At 62.6% G+C, this 19,990-nt stretch carries 18 protein-coding genes; 9 read left to right on the top strand and 9 right to left on the bottom strand.

Going from position 1 to position 19,990, the window contains the following annotated elements:
- Window positions 1-84: 84 nt before the first annotated feature.
- Genes VCJ09_RS17645 through VCJ09_RS17655 form a run of 3 tightly spaced genes read left to right on the top strand, consistent with a single transcriptional unit; the run spans window position 85 to window position 3,279 of the window.
- On the top strand, window positions 85-1,140 hold the full coding sequence (locus VCJ09_RS17645) for a methyl-accepting chemotaxis protein (protein WP_407693050.1): 1,056 nt from the start codon (window positions 85-87) through the stop codon (window positions 1,138-1,140).
- Window positions 1,137-1,991, top strand: a complete 855-nt coding sequence (locus tag VCJ09_RS17650; RefSeq protein ID WP_324731404.1) for a nitrate- and nitrite sensing domain-containing protein — start codon at window positions 1,137-1,139, stop codon at window positions 1,989-1,991. The genes VCJ09_RS17645 and VCJ09_RS17650 overlap by 4 nt, the downstream gene beginning before the upstream one ends.
- A gap of 10 nt (window positions 1,992-2,001) precedes the next feature.
- The gene (locus VCJ09_RS17655; RefSeq protein WP_324731405.1) at window positions 2,002-3,279 is read left to right on the top strand and encodes an EAL domain-containing protein; all 1,278 of its coding nucleotides are present in this window, start codon (window positions 2,002-2,004) and stop codon (window positions 3,277-3,279) included.
- A gap of 118 nt (window positions 3,280-3,397) precedes the next feature.
- On the opposite strand, the gene VCJ09_RS17660 is transcribed toward VCJ09_RS17655, so the two are convergent.
- The 7 genes from VCJ09_RS17660 to VCJ09_RS17690 form a co-directional block, all read right to left on the bottom strand.
- Entirely contained in the window at window positions 3,398-4,144 is a 747-nt protein-coding gene (locus VCJ09_RS17660; RefSeq protein ID WP_324731406.1) for a Crp/Fnr family transcriptional regulator, read from the bottom strand.
- A 268-nt stretch (window positions 4,145-4,412) separates the two neighbouring features.
- Window positions 4,413-5,753 carry an NADP-specific glutamate dehydrogenase gene (gdhA, locus tag VCJ09_RS17665; protein WP_324731407.1) on the bottom strand — a complete coding sequence of 447 codons (1,341 nt, stop codon included), beginning with the start codon at window positions 5,751-5,753 and terminating at the stop codon, window positions 4,413-4,415.
- Between the two features lie 234 nt (window positions 5,754-5,987).
- On the bottom strand, window positions 5,988-6,407 hold the full coding sequence (locus VCJ09_RS17670; RefSeq protein ID WP_324731408.1) for a group I truncated hemoglobin: 420 nt from the start codon (window positions 6,405-6,407) through the stop codon (window positions 5,988-5,990).
- A 2-nt stretch (window positions 6,408-6,409) separates the two neighbouring features.
- On the bottom strand, window positions 6,410-7,270 hold the full coding sequence (locus tag VCJ09_RS17675) for a DUF3034 family protein (protein ID WP_324731409.1): 861 nt from the start codon (window positions 7,268-7,270) through the stop codon (window positions 6,410-6,412).
- A 4-nt stretch (window positions 7,271-7,274) separates the two neighbouring features.
- Window positions 7,275-9,617, bottom strand: coding sequence for a bifunctional diguanylate cyclase/phosphodiesterase (locus VCJ09_RS17680; protein WP_407693051.1), 2,343 nt, complete (start codon window positions 9,615-9,617; stop codon window positions 7,275-7,277).
- Window positions 9,604-10,296, bottom strand: coding sequence for a methylamine utilization protein (locus VCJ09_RS17685; RefSeq protein ID WP_324731411.1), 693 nt, complete (start codon window positions 10,294-10,296; stop codon window positions 9,604-9,606). The genes VCJ09_RS17680 and VCJ09_RS17685 overlap by 14 nt, the downstream gene beginning before the upstream one ends.
- Before the next feature lie 157 nt (window positions 10,297-10,453).
- The gene (locus tag VCJ09_RS17690; RefSeq protein ID WP_079202826.1) at window positions 10,454-11,206 is read right to left on the bottom strand and encodes an AraC family transcriptional regulator; all 753 of its coding nucleotides are present in this window, start codon (window positions 11,204-11,206) and stop codon (window positions 10,454-10,456) included.
- A 292-nt stretch (window positions 11,207-11,498) separates the two neighbouring features.
- Between VCJ09_RS17690 and VCJ09_RS17695 the strand changes: the two genes are divergently transcribed.
- The 4 genes from VCJ09_RS17695 to VCJ09_RS17710 all read left to right on the top strand — a co-directional run bounded on the left by VCJ09_RS17695 (window position 11,499) and on the right by VCJ09_RS17710 (window position 16,089).
- Complete coding sequence (locus VCJ09_RS17695; protein ID WP_324731412.1) at window positions 11,499-12,215, top strand: hypothetical protein; 717 nt, start codon at window positions 11,499-11,501, stop codon at window positions 12,213-12,215.
- A 57-nt stretch (window positions 12,216-12,272) separates the two neighbouring features.
- Window positions 12,273-14,684, top strand: a complete 2,412-nt coding sequence (gene lon / locus VCJ09_RS17700) for an endopeptidase La (protein ID WP_324731413.1) — start codon at window positions 12,273-12,275, stop codon at window positions 14,682-14,684.
- A 279-nt stretch (window positions 14,685-14,963) separates the two neighbouring features.
- Window positions 14,964-15,356 (top strand): protease inhibitor I42 family protein, encoded by a 393-nt coding sequence (locus VCJ09_RS17705; RefSeq protein WP_324731414.1) that lies wholly within the window; start codon window positions 14,964-14,966, stop codon window positions 15,354-15,356.
- A 160-nt stretch (window positions 15,357-15,516) separates the two neighbouring features.
- Complete coding sequence (locus VCJ09_RS17710) at window positions 15,517-16,089, top strand: hypothetical protein (protein WP_324731415.1); 573 nt, start codon at window positions 15,517-15,519, stop codon at window positions 16,087-16,089.
- 135 nt (window positions 16,090-16,224) lie between these two features.
- Here the strand turns inward: VCJ09_RS17710 and VCJ09_RS17715 are convergent, their stop codons facing one another.
- Window positions 16,225-17,487, bottom strand: a complete 1,263-nt coding sequence (locus VCJ09_RS17715) for an FAD/NAD(P)-binding oxidoreductase (protein WP_324731416.1) — start codon at window positions 17,485-17,487, stop codon at window positions 16,225-16,227.
- 28 nt (window positions 17,488-17,515) lie between these two features.
- A complete protein-coding gene (locus VCJ09_RS17720; RefSeq protein ID WP_324731417.1) occupies window positions 17,516-17,860 on the bottom strand; it encodes a c-type cytochrome in 345 nt (114 codons plus the stop codon).
- Between the two features lie 309 nt (window positions 17,861-18,169).
- Here VCJ09_RS17720 and cmoA point away from each other — a divergent pair, with 309 nt between their 5' ends.
- The gene (gene cmoA, locus VCJ09_RS17725) at window positions 18,170-18,946 is read left to right on the top strand and encodes a carboxy-S-adenosyl-L-methionine synthase CmoA (protein ID WP_324731418.1); all 777 of its coding nucleotides are present in this window, start codon (window positions 18,170-18,172) and stop codon (window positions 18,944-18,946) included.
- Window positions 18,943-19,911 carry a tRNA 5-methoxyuridine(34)/uridine 5-oxyacetic acid(34) synthase CmoB gene (gene cmoB, locus VCJ09_RS17730; protein ID WP_324731419.1) on the top strand — a complete coding sequence of 323 codons (969 nt, stop codon included), beginning with the start codon at window positions 18,943-18,945 and terminating at the stop codon, window positions 19,909-19,911. The genes cmoA and cmoB overlap by 4 nt, the downstream gene beginning before the upstream one ends.
- Window positions 19,912-19,990: the final 79 nt, after the last annotated feature.

The raw sequence follows: 19,990 nt of genomic DNA on the forward strand, positions 1-19,990 counted from the left end.
AAGTGGCTTACCTACCCTGCGTTCTTGCTACTGCGCGAACTGGGCATCGTCGGCATGATCCGCACGCTGCTGGCGATTACCCTGATGGGCGGCGCCAGCACACTGGCTGCGCCGACGCTGCCAACAGGGCCACTGTGGACAGTACTGGCCTACCTGGCCATTGCCAGCCTGTGGCTGCTGCAGCAGGAGATCGGGCAGTTGCAACGCTACTGCGAAGACGCCGCCCAGCATGGCGCCCAGGAGTCAGTCAGCGCGACCGCGTGGGTGCTGCTGCAGCCCGTTAGCCGAGGGTTTCAGCAGTGGCTGAACCGCGCGCAACGGCAACAACAGCTGTTGCAGCAACGCCTGGATGAAATATCCCACTCCTCACACGAGCTCGAGCAAAGCGCGGCACTGGTGACCCGCAATGCCGAAGGGCAAAGCCAATCGGCCACTGTCGCGGCAGCGGCGGTGGAGCAACTGAATGTGAGTATTGTGCAGGTGGCGGCGCTGGCGGATGAGTCGCGGCAAACCAGCGTGGTGGCCAGCGAGCAGCTGGCCGATGGCATCGCTCAGCTCACCAATTTGGTGCAGCAGGTGTCCGAGATGGCGCAGCAAGCCATCAGCACCAACGAACTGATCCAGCAACTGAACAGCAACTCACGCACCATCAATGAAATGTCCGGCACCATCCGCGGGATTGCCTCGCAAACCAATTTGCTCGCCCTGAATGCCGCTATCGAAGCGGCCCGCGCCGGTGAGAGCGGGCGCGGTTTCGCCGTGGTGGCCGATGAAGTACGCCGTCTGGCCTTGCACAGCCAGGAGTCGGCGAGCGAAATCAGCCGCAACATCGAATCGGTGCAACAGCACATCAAGGACGCCACGATCCAGGTGTCCGACCTGACTAATCTGGCGCATCACAGCGCTCACAGCTCCGCAGCGGTGCGCACCCTGCTCGATCAGGTGCAGCAGCGCACCCTGCAATTGACCGAGCAGGTCGACCAAGTGGCGGTCAGTACCGAACAACAGGGCAAGGCCGTCGCGGAAATCGCCGAACTGGCCGACCGCGTCCGTCAGGGCAATGCCGACAACCTGCTGGCCGCCGATCAGGCGCGCACCATCGCCCACCATCTGGCTCATCTGACAGGACAATCAGCATGAATGGATTGCCCGGATTCCCCCTCCTGCTCGCTGGCGCCACCGCCCTGGTCATAACGACCCTGCTGTTCTACGGCCTGCACCGCCGCCTGCAGCGGCAAAGGCGCCAGCATAGGCAGTTGAACATTGCTCAGCTGGCTCTGTTACGCGCGCTGATCTCCGGTTTTCAGCGTCATCGCGGCCTGAGCAACGGTGTGCTCTGTGGCGATGCCAGCCTGAGCCAGGATCTTGCCATCGCGCGCCAGGGGCTGGACCAGCATATCCGCGCCGCCCAGGAGCTCGACAGCACGCACCGGGACGCCTGGAACAGCCTGATCGATCACTGGTCGCGCATGCGCGTAGGGCGCAGTCGCGACCAGGCGAACAACCTGACGCAACACCACCTGATCATTCGCAACAGCATCTTTCTGATGGAGGATGTGGCAAGCGAAATCGATCTGAGTGAGGGCCGTGCCGAGCTGGACTACCTGCCCTGCATCTGGCGCGAGGTGGTTCAGGCCGCTGAATGGGCTGGCCAGGCGCGCGCCTTGGGCACCGGCATCGCGGCGGCCGGCCACAGCAGTGCCGAGCAGCGCGTGCGGATGCGTTTTCTCTACCAGAAGATCGAGCTACTGGCCGGCACGGCCTTTGCCACCCTGCAGCGTCATGCCACTGAGTACCCGCAAGCCAGCGGGTTGCGCCTGGAGCATCGCGAACAGGTGGTGGCGGATTTTCTACGCTGCATAAAACAGGAACTGCTCGGCCAGGAACAACCCGTGATTGCCGCCAAGACCTACTTCCAACGCGCCAGCCAAGCCATCGACGAACTACTGGCCCTGGTCGATGCGGCGCTGGCTCAGCTACAGCGCCGCTAAGGAACTGCAGATGCTCAATATCGTCCAACCGTTGCGCTACGACCAGCCAGCACCCGCCCGCCCGGCAGCCCCTGGCCGGCCGGCTGAGCCGATGATTTCCAGCCGCTATCGCGGCCTGTCACTGAGCAGCCATTTCCAGCCCATTTTCAGTATCGCGCACGGCCGAGCGGTGGGCTACGAAGGGCTGATTCGGGCCCAGCATGCCGATGGCACCGCCGAGCCGCCAGCAACCCTGCTGGCGATGCCGAACAATGGCCGGGAAAGCCTGGAGCTGGACCGCACCTGCCGAACCCTGCATGTGCACAACTTTGCGCGCCAGGTCACGGGACAGGCCTGGCTGTTTCTCAACTTGAACTCGCAATACCTGGTCAGCGAACAGCCGGACATTGGCTTTACCCGCAACCTGCTGCAGGCAAGCGGCATTGCAGCGCATCGGCTGGTGATCGAAATCATTGAAAGTGAGGTCAGCGATCATGTCCAACTGAAGCGCTTCATCAGCCATTTCCGCCAACTGGGTTGCCTGATCGCCATCGATGACTTCGGCGCCGGGCATTCCAACTTCGACCGCATCTGGGACCTGGAACCCGACATCGTCAAGATCGACCGCCGGCTGATCCAGGACGCCGGTCATTCGCGCCGGGTGGAGCGGATTCTCACTGGCATGGTCAGCTTGCTGCATGAGGCTGGCAGCCTGGTGGTAGTGGAAGGCGTGGAAAGCGAACACGAGGCCCTGGTGGCCATTGCGGCCAATGCCGACATGATCCAGGGCTTCTATTTCGCCAAGCCACAGGCCCGCATCAACGCCGAGCAGAGCTTTGTGACTACCTTCGACAGCCTGCTGCGCGGCCAGCAGTGGCAAACCGTCAAACGCAGCGCCGACTTGCAGCACTATGTGCGCGAAATAGAAGGCCTGTTTCACCAGGCCATGGCGCATTTTGCCGCCAACCAGCAGTTTGACCACAGCTGCGGCGTACTCTTCCGCGACCCGCGCACGGTGCGCTGTTATCTGCTCAATGAGGCCGGTTATCAGGTGTCGCGCAATGTCTATGCGCCGCACTACCAGCAGCAGATGAATGCGCGATTTGCGCCGCTGTTATGTGGCGACAACGCCAACTGGTCGCACAAGCACTACCACTACCGGGCGCTGAAGCAACCTGGGGTCATTCAGATCAGCCGGCCCTATCTGTCGGTCGCCGATTCACGCATGTGCATCACCGTCTCGCAGACCGTCAAGGTGGGCGGCACGCTCTATGTCTTCTGCTGCGACCTGGATTGGCAGGAACAATGAGGAGATCCGCCTCGAGGGCGAGTCGAGATCGGATGATCTGAGCGTGCTTGATAACCTGAGCGAATCGGTGATTCACGTGACGAGCCCGCATTGACCTGCAAGCCCCCTGCTCGCTTCGTCAGCTCAGGGCTGGATGCCCTCGCCGCGCTTCGGCGGGAACATAGAACAGCAGGCGATCGGTTTCTTTCTTGACCACGGCGTAACACTCGCAACTCAGCTGCTCGAGTTTGCCCCGATCCAGCACCCTGATATGCCCGCGGCTGTATTCGATCACGCCAAGCTTCTGCAACTTGCCGGCGGCCTCGGTAACCCCTTCGCGGCGTACGCCAAGCATGTTGGCGATCAGTTCCTGGGTCATGCTCAACTGGTCGCCTGGCAGGCGATCCAGCGACAACAGCAGCCAGCGGCACAGTTGCTGGTCAATCGAATGGTGTCGGTTGCACACGGCCGTCTGCGCCATTTGCGTCAGCAGCGCCTGGGTATAGCGCAACATGAGGTGCAACATCTCGCCATGGCGGTTGACCTCATCCTTGAACTGCTTGCCTTGCAAGCGGAAGGCATAGCCGGCGCTCTGCACGATCGCCCTGCTCGGGGTGCTTTCGCCGCCCATGAACACGGCGACGCCGATCAGGCCTTCATTGCCCACCACAGAAATCTCCGCCGACGCGCCGTTTTCCATCACATAGAGCAACGACACGATGGCGTCGATCGGAAAATAGACGTGGTGCAAGGCGTCCCCGGATTCATACAAGACCTTGCCGAGCGGCAGGGGGATCAACTCGAGATTCACCAGCAGGCGTTGCTGCACGTCGGCTGGCAAGGCCGCCAGAAGGTGGTTCTGTTGCGGCGTGGGCATCGTGGACATAGCTGCCACCGTTCGATTGAAGACCATGGGAAATACCCTTCCCCACCACACAGGATAGCCCCAGGTCGTCCTGCCTGCGTACGTTTACGCACAGAAAGGAGCACTGGGGGCACTGGCGAATGCCCGCGTCCAGGCGCCGAGGTTCGGCTGCCCGCAGGAAAAACCTGATCAATGGCAGGCGACCACGATTTATCCGCGCCGTACTGCCGCGAAGATCGTGACCGCCCATCCCTGTACTGTCAGCCGACGGTGAATGGCCCCACTCGGTTCACACCACGCCTTGCGCCAGCATGGCATCGGCGACTTTGACGAAGCCGGCGATGTTGGCGCCCTTGACGTAATTGACAAAGCCGTTTGGCTCGGTGCCATAGCCAATGCAAGCATGGTGGATCGACTGCATGATGCCGTGCAGGCGCTCGTCGACCTCGCCGGCCGTCCAGTGCAGGCGCATGGCGTTCTGGCTCATTTCCAGGCCACTGACCGCTACACCGCCGGCGTTGGACGCCTTGCCTGGGGCGTAGAGAATCTCGGCGTCGATGAACAGGTCCACGGCGTCCAGGGTCGAGGGCATGTTGGCACCTTCGGCCACGCAGAAGCAGCCGTTCCTCAGCAGGCTGCGGGCGTCTTCAGCGTTCAGTTCGTTCTGCGTGGCGCATGGCAGCGCAACATCGCATGGCAGGTGCCACGGGCGCTGGCCGGCGATGAACTGCAAGCCAGACTGCTCAGCCATCTCGCTGAGCCGCCCGCGACGCAGGTTCTTCAGTTCCATCAGGTGTTGCCACTGTTCTTCGCTGAGGCCGGCCTCTGCGTACAGAGTGCCTTCGGAGTCGGACAGCGAGATCACCTTGCCACCCAGATCCATCACCTTGCGCGCGGCGTACTGCGCCACGTTGCCGGAACCGGAAATAGCCACACGCAGGTCATCGATGGTCCGGCCACGGCCCTTGAGCATTTCCTCGGCGAAATACACACAGCCGAAGCCAGTAGCTTCCGGGCGGATCAGGCTGCCGCCGTAGGCGATGCCCTTGCCGGTCAGCACCGAGCTGAACTGGTTGGCCAGGCGCTTGTACTGGCCGTACATATAGCCGATCTCGCGCGCCCCCACACCGATGTCACCAGCCGGCACGTCGAGGTCGGCACCGATATGACGATACAACTCGCTCATGAACGACTGGCAGAAGCGCATCACTTCGTTGTCGCTCTTGCCCTTGGGGTCGAAGTCCGAGCCGCCCTTGCCGCCGCCCATCGGCAGCGAAGTCAGCGAGTTCTTGAACACCTGCTCGAAGGCGAGAAACTTGAGCACGCCCAGGTTCACCGAGGGGTGGAAACGCAGGCCACCCTTGTATGGGCCGATGGCGCTGCTCATCTGCACCCGATAGCCACGGTTGACCTGCACCCGCCCCTGATCGTCGACCCACGGCACCCGGAACAGGATGGCCCGCTCGGGTTCGACCATGCGCTCGACGATACCGCTCTGCAGGTAGCGCGGGTTGGCTTGGAGAAACGGCCAGAGGCTGCGCAACACTTCCTCTACGGCCTGGTGGAATTCCGGCTGGTCGGGATCGCGCTGCTTGAGGCGGGCCAGAAAATGGTCTGCGGATTCGCTCATGGGACTGCCCTCGATTGACCGTGCTCATACGGTCACTCACTGAAATTTGGCAGCACTCTAGCAGCAGCAAACGCACCGCAATAGAGCGAAATGTCGCCTTTATGAACCTTTATGGTACGAAGACATAAATTGTGCGTTGAGCCATAAGCACGACTCAGGACAAATCATCGTTTGGCTGGGGGGTTTATCCTGCTCGGCGCCGGAGCAGGGTCAGGTTTGCAGAACCGATGCCCGCTAGCGCTCGATCACCTGGCCGCGCATGGGTGCCAGGCGCGCCAACAGGCGGTTCTGCGCCGGCGTGGCGATGCCTTCGGCGTCCATGGCGTCCTGCAGGTTTTCCACCAGGGCATTGAAGTCGCTGCGGGTGAGATTCTGCCCCTTGTGGCTGTCTTGCATGCTGTCACCGGTGTAGATGCAGGGGCCGCCGGCCTCGACGCAAAGCTGTTCGACCAGCTTGTCGCGCAGACGCACGATGTCGATATTCTCGAAGTGGTGGACGATGCGCTGGTCCCTGGCGATATTGAGCAGCATGCCTTCGACGATACGGGTGATGCCCGGCTGTTCGCCCAAGGCGCGGTACAGGCTGTCATCGGTTGGCGCGCGCTGAGCGCAGGCGGCCAGGCTCAACACCAGGACCAGCAGCACAATGCGCATCGCTAGAAGCTCCCCTGCACGGACAGGTAAGTAGCGTTCTGGTTATCCAGACTGGCGATCTCGCCGAGGCGCGCGTAGGCCAGCACCAGCGCCAGGTGTTTGTTGGGAAAGTAGCCGAGGAACAGGTCGGCCCAATCGCTTTCACCCGCGAAGCTGAGGTTGTCCGGTTTCTCGCGGTATTCGACACCGAGCGCCCAGTGACGGTCGAACAGTACGGCGACCGAGCCTTCCTTGAGCAGCGAGTGCTGGTCACGGCGGTCGCCGCCGAAGCCGAGCAGGCCCAGTTCGTTGGCTCGGCTGTAGCGCAGACCGCCGTTGAGCAGCAGGTTGTAGCCGAAGGCACCGCCGAGAATCAGCCGACTGGCGCTGAGGTAGCCTTCGGTGTCTGCGCTGCGCTGGGCGCCGACCAGCCTGGGGATGAGAAAATCCTTCTGCCGCTTGTGCTGGACACCGAACGATAGCTGGGGCAATTGCCCGTAGATCAGGTCGCCGAACAGCCGCAACTTCACCCCGAAGATGTCCTGGCTCAGGCTGTTCTGCGGCAAATTGAGACCACGTGCCAGGTTGCCCAGGTCGAAGCGCTGGCGCGCATAGGATAATTCCACACGGTTGTCGAACGACGCTGCCACACCCGCTACATCCAGGCGGTAGTCAGCTGTTTCCACTCGGGTGGCGAACACATCGGCGCCCCACTCACCCCGTTCGCCATAACCGGATAGCACCGCCCACGGGGTGATGCCGCCACCCGCCGCACCTTCCAGGCTGCTCGCCCCGCCAGTGGCCAGCAGGCGGCCCTGGTCGGCAACCGCCAGGCTTGAACACAGACTGAATAACGCCACGCCAAGCCATTGTGAGTACTGCATAGTCTCAAGACACCTTCAACGCGGCAGTCGGCAACGGCAGAGCGATCCAGGCCTCGAAGGCCTCGGCCGGCAGCGGCCGGCTGATCAGGTAGCCCTGGGCGGAGTCACATTTCCAGCGTTCGAGCAAGCGCAGGCTGCAGGCCAACTCGACGCCCTCAGCAACCACCTTGAGGCCCAGGCTGTGGCTCATTTCGATGGTCGAGCGAACAATCACGGCGTCTTCGCTGGCCTCATCCAGGTCAAGGATGAAGGACTGGTCGATTTTCAACTCCTGCACCGGCATGCGTTTGAGCTGGGCCAGCGAGGAATAGCCCGTGCCGAAATCGTCCACCGATAGGCTGATGCCGAGGTCGCGCAAACCGTGCAGCACTTGCAGCGCCAGCGTGGGGTTGAGCATCACCCCGCTTTCGGTAATCTCGAAAATCAGTTGTTCGGCCGGCACCTGGTAGCGCCGCAACAACTGGCCGACGCGCGCAGGCAGCTTGGGGTTGACCAGGTCCTCGGTGGAGATATTCAGCGATAGCTGCACGCGCAGGCCGCGGCCGTTCCACGCCTGCAACTGCCGCAGAGCTTCTTCAATCACCCAGGCGGTAAGGCTCTGGATACTGCCGGTACGCTCGGCCAGGGGAATGAACTCGCCTGGCGAAATCATCCCCAGCTGCGGATGCTGCCAGCGCAGCAGGGCTTCGGCCTGGCGCACCGTGCCGGTAGCGATATCCAGCTTGGGTTGGTAATGCAGCAGCAATTCGGCGTTGTCGGGGGCCAGGCGCAGGTCGCGGATCAGGCGAATCTGCCGCTGGTGTACGGCGTCGCGGCCGCGCTCGTACATCAGCAGGCGGCCAGGCAGCTGCGCGGCGTCCTGCATGGCGATACTGGCGCGGCGCAACAGGTCATCCGCGGTTTCGCCATCGGCCGGGTAGGCGGCGATGCCGACACAGCAATCCAGGACGACCTCCTGATTGCCGATGCGCAAGGGCTGGCTGAGTAATTGCTGCAAGCGGTCGCCGACCACAATTGCACTGTCGCCGTCGCTGTTTTCCAGCAACAGCAGTAACTCGCTGGTCATCAACTGAGCCAGGCTGTCGCCGGGGCGCAGGCTGTCTTGCAGACGCTGGCTGAGTTGCTGCAGGGCCAGATCGCTGGCACCCGGACCACAGCTGTCGTTGACCGCACGCAAGTTGCCTACGCCCACATACAGCAGCGCCGTTGGCCGTCCGGCGGCAATCGCACTGCCGAGCCGCTCCTGCGCCAGGGTGCGGTTGGGCAGACCGGTCAGCGCATCATGCAGGGCGTTATGCGCCAGTTGTCGCTCACGCTCGGCAATGCCCAGCTGCATGGTATGAAACGCCTTGGCCAAGCTGCCCAGCTCATCGTTGCGGTGCAGTTCGAGGGGCATCTGGTAATCACCCTGGCCCACCCGCTCGGCCACAGCCGCCAGGCGCTGTACCGGCTTTGATATATTGCGCGCCAGCAACAAGGCACCACCCAGCGCGGCCAGCAGTGCGGCCATGGCGATCAACAGAATATTGCGATCGAGTGGGGCAAAGGCCTGTTGTGCCTGGGTCATGGATTTATGCAGCAGGGCCTGGACCTCAAAGCCATCGCCACTGGCAAGCACCAGACGTTGATCGAGGTAGCGCTCTTCGCCGATCATCATCGGATCGTTAGCAGCGGCTGGCTCAATCGCCATGTCGTTCCTCAGCAACGCCTGCGTCGAGGCTGGCAAGGTACTGATCCAGATCGCCGGCAGACCCTCCTGATTGGCAATCAGGGTCAGCTCGAGCAGGGTCAGTTCGCGCAGCTCGCGAGCGAATGCCTCGTCCACCTCGAAGCCCATCATCACTCGCGCGATCGGTAGAGGGGCATTGACCGTGGCTTGCACCAACAGGTAGATGCTGTCGCCGATCGGCATCAGGTAAATCTGCACGCCTGCGCGCTGCTGCGCCATCGCCTGGGCACTCAGACGTGCGGCGGTCTGCCCGCTGATGCGCCGGTCGGTGCTTACTTCAAGGTTGCCATCGAGGCCGAGCATCATCACCGCGCTGGCATTGATCCGTGCGCCATGGTTGGCCAGCGCCGAGCGAATGGTTTCGCTATCGCCGCTGGCCACTGCCGCCTTGAAGCCAAAGTCGGCGGCCAGCACCTGCACCGCGTCGCGCAATTGCCGACCGCGCACATCCAGTAGTTGTTCGAAGACCCGCGTACCGACATCCAACTGCTCGCGGGCCTGGCTGCGCACGGCCACATTGGTGGCGGCCTGCACGGCAAAGTACAGCGCGCCGACCACCACCAGCATCAGCAGGATCAACACACTGGCGATGCGCGCCTGAAAACTACGGGGCAGCATCACGCTGCGCTTTCTTGAAGGCATCGCCAAAGGCACTCGCTGGCGCCTGCGGCGAAGCGACAACGGCGGACGCCTGCATGGCCAGGGTAAAGCGCTGCTGGGTTTGCTGTTCGCCGAGCACCAGCGTGCCTGCAGCTTGCGGCAGCCTGTCGGGGGCCTGCGGGTGCCACAAGCTGATGGCGTAACTGCCAACCGGCAAGCCATCGAACTGCACCCTGCCCTGGACGTCGCTCACCGCGAACCAGGGGTCGTCGGTGACATAGACATAGCCAACCATCCAGTCATGGATATTGCAGCCGAGCACCACCGCACCGGGCTTATCGAACAGCACCGGTTCGCTGGGTGTGCCCTGGTATAGGCGCAGCTCGAACTTTTTGGCTGGCGAGAAGGAATAGACGTGGTGGCGAATATTGTCGCTGTTGGGGAAGGCCACCTCGGTACCGCTACGCACCACCAGCACGTTTGGCACGAACTGCTTGGCCTGTTGATCCATCAGCGCCGGCACCGGCTCGGCCTCCGCGCCCAAGGGCCCGCGCAAGGTCAACACCGCACCCGCCAACGGCTGGCCCTGGGCATCGACCAACTCGGCGTTCAGGCTGGCGGCCCAGAGCGCTGGGCTTATAGAGCAGAGCAGGCCAAGCAAGGCAACGCGTGATAGCTCGAAGAAAAATTTGCTCATTCAGCTCGCTCATGTTCGGTGCAATCCGCACCTCGATAGGAATACTCGCCGCCCTGGCAACTCCATAGTTTGAATGTTGACAAGACTAGCCGGGCGCGCGCAGAAGATCACGCGTTAGCGTTGGATAAACCCTGGGGAGCGCTATCGAACTAAGCGATTATTGGGCGCCACGCAGACGCTTGGGGGTCAGCCCGAGATAGCGGCGCATGGCCGTGGTCAACGCGCTCTGGCTGGAGAAGCCGCACTCTTCGGCGATGCGGATCAACGGCAGAGCGCTCTCGCGCAACAGCCGGGAGGCACTGTCGAGACGGGTTTTCAGCAGGTATTGATGGGGCGTCAGGCCGACGCTGTCCTTGAACTGCGCATGGAAATGGCTCGGACTGAGGCAGGCAACCTGGGCCAGCTCGGCGACGCTGATGCGCCGCGCCAGGTGCTCGAGGATGTAACCGTCCAGCCGCTCCAGATTAAGCGCGCCCGGCACCCGAGCAGATTGTTCGCCGAACAGACGCAGGTGCAGCGCACGTAGCAGCACGCCACCGAGGGCGCGCGCCAGCAGTGGGTCGCTGCCGTAACGTTCCAATTCGGCCCCGGCGTAGCTCAGCAAGTTCTGGAAGTCGGCATCCAGTTGCGGGTAACGCGGCGTCTCGAACAGATGGGTAAGCAGGGCCAGGTCTTCACTGGAGGTGCCCTGCTCATCCAGGTCGATGATCAGCATGCGGTTGTCACCCATGCCGGCGAACTGGTGATCGGCATCGCCCGGCACCAGGCAGGCGCGCATGCGGCACACCTCACCGCCCCGGCCGTTGACCTCGAACTCCGCACGGCCGGTCAGCGACAGCACCAACTGGTGGTGATCGTGGGTGTGTTCATGGGCCTGGTCATCCAGGCGCAGCAGGCGCGCTTTGAGCATTACAACGACAATTCCGCAGAGGAGTACTGGCACTTTAACCAGTTGTGCGGGTTGCCGTCATCCCCAGCGACCGGCGGCAGGGAAGTATCCAGCCAGCCCCCCAGGAGCAAGCCAGCAGCACCGGCCGGCCGACGCACCAAAACAGCCAGGCAGATCGGCGCACGCACAACAATGGGGCAGCACTCGACGCCGACGGCCGCGCAAAACCAGCGCCAGGGCAGGCTTGCATCAACTGGCAGGAGAGTTGCTAGCACTCCCCTGATGCACTTTGTGCCCATCCAGGATTCGCCCAATGGAACTCAGCATTGCCCTGGCCTTGGCCGCAGGCCTGTTTCTGCTCGGTCAGTGGCTCAGCCAGTGCGCCTCTCGACGCCACCGGCAGGCCCTTGGCCAACTGCAAAGCGCCACCCTGCTGCGCACGCTTGAACTGCTGCAGACCTTGCAGAAGCATCGCGGCCTGGGGGCGCAGCAGGACATCGTCAGCGTCAGCCAGCGCAATGCCCTGGCCCGTCAGCTCGACCAGCTCTGGCTGAACTGGCCAGGCCCCAGCCTGCAACTGGCGCCACTGCAGCAGGACTGGCCGCAACTGCGGCGCAATCCAGCCGACTTCGAAGCCCACAGCCGCATGATCGAAGCCCTGCTGACGGTCATCGCGCAACTCGAGGAGCGCCTGAGCCTGCACGACGTGCCCGTACTGCATGGCCTGGGACCGGCATTGCGCCACCTGGAAGACCTGGCGCGCCTGCGCGGCCTGGCGATGCGCGCGGCCAACTACAGCCGCTGCCCAGAGGGTCTGCACATGCAGATCCGCCTGCTCTGCCAGCACCTCGACGACCCCGCCCACCCGGAACCCCTGCACAGCCTGCTGCAACGCCTGCAGCGGGAGCTGATAGACGCCACCCAGGTTGGCCTGACGCCCAACGACTACTTTGCCCTGCTCACCCCGCTGATCGACGCTCGCCTGGGGGACTTGCGCCATGCTCTCGAGCGCCGCATTGCAGCAACCTGATTGAAATGCGCCAGGCGTTGCCCCATGTAGCACTTAACGTGCAACTACAGGTGCCGCATGAACGAGCCACAGGACATTGAAATCCTCGCAGAACAAGCCCGCGAAACCGACCAGGACAGTCAGAGCAGCCATAGCCTGGCGTTGCCCGATCAGCAATTACCGGACAAGTTGTATGTGATCCCGATTCACAACCGCCCGTTCTTCCCCGCCCAGGTGCTGCCGGTAATCGTCAACCAGGACCCGTGGGGCAAGACCCTGGAGCGCGTAGCCAATACCGCGCACAAGTGCCTGGCGCTGTTCTACATGGACAACCCGCCGACTGAGGGCGCCAGCTTCGATCCCGACAACTTGCCCGAGCACGGCACCCTGGTGCGCGTACACCACACCACCGAGGAAGGCGGCAAACTGCAGTTCGTCGCTCAGGGCATGACCCGCGTGCGCATCCGCGGCTGGCTTAGCCGCAAGCCGCCTTACCTGGCGGAAGTCGAATACCCAAAAAGCTCGCCCGACCCACGCGACGAGGTCAAGGCCTACGGCATGGCGCTGATCAATGCGATCAAGGAGCTGTTGCCACTCAACCCGCTGTACAGCGAAGAACTGAAGAACTACCTGAACCGCTTCAGCCCTAACGACCCCTCGCCGCTGACCGATTTCGCCGCCGCCCTGACCAGTGCACCCGGCAACGAGTTGCAGGAAGTGCTGGATACCGTGCCGATGCTCAAGCGCATGGAGAAGGTCCTGCCACTGCTGCGCAAGGAAGTGGAAGTCGGCCGTTTGCAGAAAGAACTGTCGGCGGAGGTCAATCGCAAGATCGGCCATCACCAGCGCGAGTTCTTCCTCAAGGAACAGTTGAAAATCATCCAGCAGGAACTGGGCCTGAGCAAGGACGACCGCAGCGCCGACGTCGAACAGTTCGAGCAGCGCCTGGCAGGCAAGACCCTGCCCGAGCAGGCCCGCAAACGTATCGACGAAGAACTCCACAAGTTGTCGATTCTGGAAACCGGCTCACCGGAGTACGCGGTCACCCGTAACTACCTGGACTGGGCCACCGTGCTGCCCTGGGGCGTTTTCGGCAAGGACAAGCTCGACCTCAAGCGCGCGCGCCAGGTGCTCGACCAGCACCACGCCGGGATGGACGACATCAAGGAACGGATCACCGAGTTTCTGGCCGTCGGCGCCTTCAAGGGCGAGATCGCCGGCTCCATCGTGTTGCTGGTCGGCCCGCCCGGCGTGGGCAAGACCAGCATTGGCAAGTCCATCGCCGAATCCCTCGGCCGACCGTTCTATCGCTTCAGCGTCGGCGGCATGCGCGACGAAGCCGAGATCAAGGGCCACCGCCGCACCTACATCGGCGCCCTACCCGGCAAACTGGTGCAGGCGCTGAAAGAGGTCGAGGTGATGAACCCGGTGATCATGCTCGACGAGATCGACAAGCTCAGCAGCAGCTACCAGGGCGATCCGGGTTCGGCACTGCTGGAGACCCTCGACCCGGAGCAGAACGTCGAATTCCTCGACCATTACCTGGACCTGCGTCTGGACCTGTCCAAGGTGCTGTTCATCTGCACCGCCAACACCCTCGACTCGATTCCCGGCCCCCTGCTCGACCGCATGGAGGTCATCCGCCTGTCCGGCTACATCACCGAGGAGAAGCTGGCCATTGCCAAGCGCCACCTGTGGCCCAAGCAGTTGGCCAAGGCTGGCGTGCCAAAGAATCGCCTGGCCATCAGCGATGCCGCCTTGAAGGCAGTGATCGAGGGCTACGCCCGGGAAGCCGGCGTACGCCAGCTGGAAAAGCAACTCGGCAAACTGGTGCGCAAGGCGGTGGTCAAATTGCTCGACGACCCCGAGCGCAGGATCAAGATCGCGCCCAAAGACCTCGAGGCCTCCCTCGGCATGCCCCTGTTCCGCCGCGAACAGGTGCTTTCCGGCGTCGGCGTGCTCACCGGCCTGGCCTGGACCAGCATGGGCGGCGTGACCCTCCCCATCGAGGCGACGCGTATCCATACCCTCAATCGCGGCTTCAAACTCACCGGCCAGCTCGGCGAGGTGATGAAGGAGTCGGCGGAAATCGCTCACAGCTACATCAGCTCGCACCTCAAGCAGTTCGGCGGCGACCCGAGCTTCTTCGACCAGGCCTTCGTCCACCTGCATGTCCCCGAAGGCGCCACACCCAAGGATGGCCCCAGCGCCGGGGTGACCATGGCCAGCGCCCTGCTCTCGATCGCACGCAACCAGGCGCCGAAAAAAGGCGTGGCGATGACCGGCGAACTGACCCTCACCGGCCAGGTCTTGCCGATTGGCGGGGTGCGCGAAAAAGTCATCGCCGCGCGCCGGCAGAAGATCTTCGAGCTGATCCTGCCGGAAGCCAACCGTGGCTCCTACGAGGAACTGCCGGATTACCTCAAACAAGGCCTGACCGTGCACTTCGCCAAACGCTACAGCGATGTGGCCAAGGTGTTGTTCGACTAGCGCACCTGTAGACCCTAGGTTCACAGGCGAGGTCTGCGACATCAGGAGGATGGCGCTGTATCCATCCTCCTGCGGCGGTGGATGAATACGGCGTCATCCTCCCTAGCCAATTCCCCTATACGGATAAGCCCCGGCGCAACCCAATGGCGCTGACTGCGGATTGCCCTGCGCTTGCTCGATCAATCCAGGCGGGCGACAAAAACCCTCGACGGCTTACGCCTTGCCCTGCACAGCACAGCGGCTATGCTGGCAGGCGTTTGCCGACCACAGGAGTTCACCATGCCCACCGTCCACCGCCTGCTACTGCCGCTCGGCCTCGCCCTGTTGAGCGCCTGCGCCAGCCAACCCAGCAGCCAGACTGTGCAACAGCAAAGCCAGTGTCCGCTGCGCCTGCACAGCGGCCAGTATGTAATCCTGACCCTACCGAGCAACCCCACCACCGGTTTTCGCTGGGTCCTGCGTGACGCTGCCAGCAACCAGCTCGACAGCCTCGGCCCGGAGGTCTACAGCAACCCGGAAGACGCCGGGCTGGTCGGCAGTGCCGGTCAATCGACCTGGCGCTTCCAGGCCAAACAGGCAGGCGAAGGCCACCTGCTGCTGACCTATCAGCGGCCCTGGGAAACAGAAGTCGCCCCGGCAAAAACCTTCGATTGTTCGATCAGAGTCAAATAAATCCACGCCACTGTCCTGCCAAGTCGTAACGCCCTAGCCACCGGTCCTCGACAAGATTGGCGGTAAGCGCCATGCAGTGGATGTTGCGCGTGCGGCGCAAGCAGAACCCGGTTTAATCGGCTATAGCCAATAGACGGGTTCTAATTGCGAGGGAAACCACATGACGCGGTTCTGGCGTGAAGCAGTAGTGGTCGTAACGCTACTCGGCCTGAGTGGATGCGGCAGCCTTTTACCCAGCGAACGAGCCGAGGTGCAGTCACCTTTCATCGATTACCTCGATGCGGAAATGCGCTACTCCCAGGCCATCAACGGTATGACCAGTCGCGCCGAGCTGTTCTCACTGGGGTTTGACCCGCTGGCCCAGGGCAACGGCAGAATGCTCTCGTTCATCGATGTGCGGTTGATGTTCGTGCAGCCGAACATCCCCATCACCTACTTGCCGGACGGCCTGGTGCACTGCCTGGAAGCCAAGGATCGCTGCATCGGCTATTCCTTCGAATTCACCAAGACCGACACCCAGCGGGTCGGCAGTTTCTGGGCCGACGTGTTCAACTTCCGCAAGCAGCGGGCGTTGCAGGGCTGGTCGTTCCGCGCGGTGTTCGTGCTGGTCGACGACACCCTGGTGCACAAGGTCAGCAATGGCGAACCGAACATTCGCCGCCTCGAGGTCAAGCGCAACCCACTGGGCCCGTTGCAGGGCGCCGGCGAGTACTTTTCCGATCAATTGAAGTGACACACCTGCGTTGGCTCGCACGCTACAAGTGTCCCACCAGCGTCATACACGCCGAGCCGTACCTGGAGCGCTGCAAATCTCAGCAGGCGAACGGGCCCACATAACCTCGGGCCCGTTACACAAGCAAGCAACAGGCTAGGCGAAGCTGTCGCTGAGCAAGTTGATCAGCCAACCCGGCCCTTCCTCCTCACGAACATCCTTGGTTGGCTCGGGCGCTTCGGCCGATGAACTCGCGACCATGCTCATGCTGGCGGCGTCGAACGAATAGGTGACGGTGGTCCAACTCGCGGTCCTGCGGGTTATCGGCGGGAACGCCGCCGCGGTGGTTTTCGGCGCAGGGTCCGGTGCTAGGCCGGCGAGATCGCGCAAAATGGCGTCCACGCAGACCTTGGCCTGCGAGTTGGCCATGTGCCCGGACTTGGCCTGCCCCGTCGATTGCGAGTCGCCGATGATGTGCACCTTGGAGAACCCGGCCAGCGTACTCTCGTAGTTCAGCGGATTGACCGGGGCGAACTTGTTGCCGTCTGGCACCAGGCCGCTGTCGAACAACAACTTGCCGGCTTTTTGTGCCGGAATCAGGTTGATCACCCCAGCCGTCACCGAGCTGGCCGCTCCGTCGCGGGTGAAGTCGAGCCGTCGGTTGAGGGCATCTGCCGCGGTCACCGTTACGTTGGGCACATACTCGACGATGTCGCGGTAGACCCCGGTGAAGGCCGCAGTGAACGTACGGCTCATGCCGGCAATGGCCGCATTGGCGTCGAGAATCAGGATCTTCGCGCCGGGCTTATTGCGCCGGAAGTAGTCGGCGACCACGGTAGCCCGCTCATAAGGGGCGGTATGCGCACGAAACGGGGTCTTCGGAATCGCGATCACAAAGGTGCCGTCATTTGCCATGGCCATCAACTGCTCTTGCAACAGGGTGGTCTGCGCCCCGGCGATCCAGGCATGCGGCATCACGTTGAAATCGTGGCCGGGTATCGGATCGAAGTCGATCCCCGGCGCCAGGATCACATGCTCGTAATCCAGCGTTGCACCGCTGGCCAGATTGACCCGTTTGATGTCCGCCTCGATTGAAACGGCCGACTCGGGTACCAGTTCCACACCATACCTGTCACGCAGCGCGGCGAATGGCTTGGTCAGCTCGCCGATAGGCGTCTCACCGGTGAGCACCAGGTTGCTGCCGACACAGGAGACATGGGCAGTCGCCGGATCGACCAGGGTCACCTGCAGGTCATGACCGAACAGGCGCAGGTACTTGGCCGCCGTGGCACCGGCGAAGCCGCCGCCGATTACCACGACGCGCGCGCCGCTGGCCGCATGCAATGAGAAAGGTAAAGTTGCGAGCGCCAAGCCGCCTCCGCAGACCTGGATAAACTTACGACGATTGAAGCTATTCATGATTTATCCTCCAGTCACTGGTTGCGGATCAGTCATCATCACGATCGTCATCGTCATCATTGCCTCCCGTACGACCGAGATAATCGGCGATCAGGCGCAACTCGGCGTCGCTGTAGGCCTTGGCTTGCTGATTCATCACCGTGACCTTGCGCGAGGCTTTCATCTCCAACAGTTCCTCGAGCAGATCCTCCGCGCTTTCATCATTGATGCTGTCGATTTCGCTCTGTGACTTGCCGTTGGTGCCGTGGCACTGGAAGCATTGCGTCGCCAGCAGGCGCCCGGCCGATGGATCGGTGTGTTCGGCGGCCAGTGCAGGGGCACTGCTCGCCGCGAACAGGGTGAAGGCTAGAAGTGGAGTGGCTAAGTGTTTCACCGGCTGACCCTCCTAAGAGTTGATCTGCTTGAATTACGGTGAACCTTGGCGCAAGCGAAACCCACGCATCGGGTGATGCGCTACGGATTGGGTGCGTCGTTCCTTGGTGGGGATACTGCACAGAGGGTTTGACCGCTAGAGGCATTCAATTGTTTGTAAATTAGTCGCGCAAAATGGGCCTTTCGTCTGAATTACAATAAGACCAAAGTCTTATTCTCAACTCGGCTCAACAGCAAACCAGCAGAACCGCCGCCCTACTCGCTACACGTAACGGCCTTAGGCTTTGGTCAAGGCCTAGTCTTGGGTAAAATGCAGCCCGTCCTGCCCCTCCTTGGAATCTCCGTGCGCCAGCCCCCCGACCGTCTCTTCGCCCAGCCCCTTGCCCAGGTACCAGACTTCGCCTTCAACGAGGACGTGGTGCGGGTGTTTCCCGACATGATCAAGCGCTCGGTGCCCGGTTACCCAACCATCGTCGAGAACATCGGCGTACTCGCCGGCCAGTTCGCCCAGCCACACAGCGTGCTCTACGACCTCGGCAGCTCCCTCGGCGCGGTGACCCAGGCCCTGCGTCGCCACGTACAGGTCGAAGACTGCCGGGTCATCGCGGTGGACAACTCCAGCGCCATGGTCGAGCGCTGCCGCGAATACCTGCATGCCCAGGACTCGATGTTCCAGGAGCTATTGCCTGTCGAGGTGATCGAGGCCGATATTCTCAGCCTGGAGTTCCAACCAACCTCGCTGGTGGCGCTGAATTTCACCCTGCAATTCGTCCAGCCAGAACAGCGCCTGACCCTGCTTGGCCGGATTCGCCAGGCCCTGCTGCCCGGCGGCGCCCTGATCCTCTCGGAGAAACTGCGCTTCGAAGATGCCGAGCAACATCAGCTGCTCGGCGACCTGCACATCGCCTTCAAGCGCGCCAACGGCTACAGCGAACTGGAAATAGCCCAGAAACGCAGCGCCATCGAAAAGGTCATGCTGCCAGACAGCCTGGAGCAACACCGCGAACGCCTGCTGGCCGCCGGTTTCAGCAAGGTGGTGCCCTGGTTCCAGTGCCTCAACTTCACTTCATTGATTGCCCTGCCATGATCAACCGCCTCGACCTCGACGCCCTGCAAGCTGCGCTGGCGGGAACCCCACTGCAAGACTGGGCAGCCGGCCTGCCCGGACAGATCGACGCCAAACTGGCCATCGGCCATGGCGACCTGCAGCGCTGGTACGGCGCCGTTCAGGCCTTGCCTGCGCTGAACGTCGAACAATTGGAGCTGTTGACTGCCTTCACCTTCGGCGGCGCCTGTGATGACAGCGCCCGCGCCGAACTGCAAACCGCGCTGCAAGGGTTGATCCCCTGGCGCAAAGGCCCATTCGAGCTGTTCGGCGTGCATGTCGATACCGAATGGCGCTCGGACTGGAAGTGGCAGCGCGTGGCGCCCTACCTCGACCTGGCCGGCAAGCGTGTGCTGGATGTCGGTTGCGGTAACGGCTACTACATGTGGCGCATGCTCGGTGCCGGCGCCGACAGCGTGGTCGGCATCGACCCCAACTGGCTGTTCCTCTGCCAGTTCCTGGCGATCAAGCACTACCTGCCCGAGCTGGCAGCCTGGCACCTGCCGCTGGCCTTCGAAGAACTGCCGGGCAAGCTGCAAGGTTTCGACACGGTGTTTTCCATGGGCGTGCTCTATCACCGGCGCTCGCCGATCGATCACTTGCTGGACTTGAAGGACTGCCTGGTCAAGGGCGGCGAACTGGTGCTGGAAACCCTGGTGGTGGAAGGTGATGCCCAGCAGGTGCTGATACCCGAAGACCGTTACGCGCAGATGCGCAACGTCTGGTTCCTGCCCTCGGTACCGGCCCTGGAACTGTGGTTGCGCCGCGCCGGCTTCGTCGATGTGCGCTGCGTGGACGTCAACACCACCTCGGTGCAGGAGCAGCGTGCGACCGAGTGGATGCGCTTCCAGTCGCTGCCGGAGTTCCTCGACCCAGCCGACCACAGCCGCACCCTCGAAGGCCTGCCGGCACCGACCCGCGCCGTGCTGATCGCTCGTAAGCCGTGATTGGCGGCGTTCATTCGTGCCGGGGGTGGGCTGAATCATTCAAGTCGTAGGGTGGACTCAGGAGCGCAGCGAACAGTCC

This window comes from Pseudomonas paeninsulae (assembly GCF_035621475.1).
GTDB classification, from domain to species: Bacteria; Pseudomonadota; Gammaproteobacteria; order Pseudomonadales; family Pseudomonadaceae; genus Aquipseudomonas; species Aquipseudomonas paeninsulae.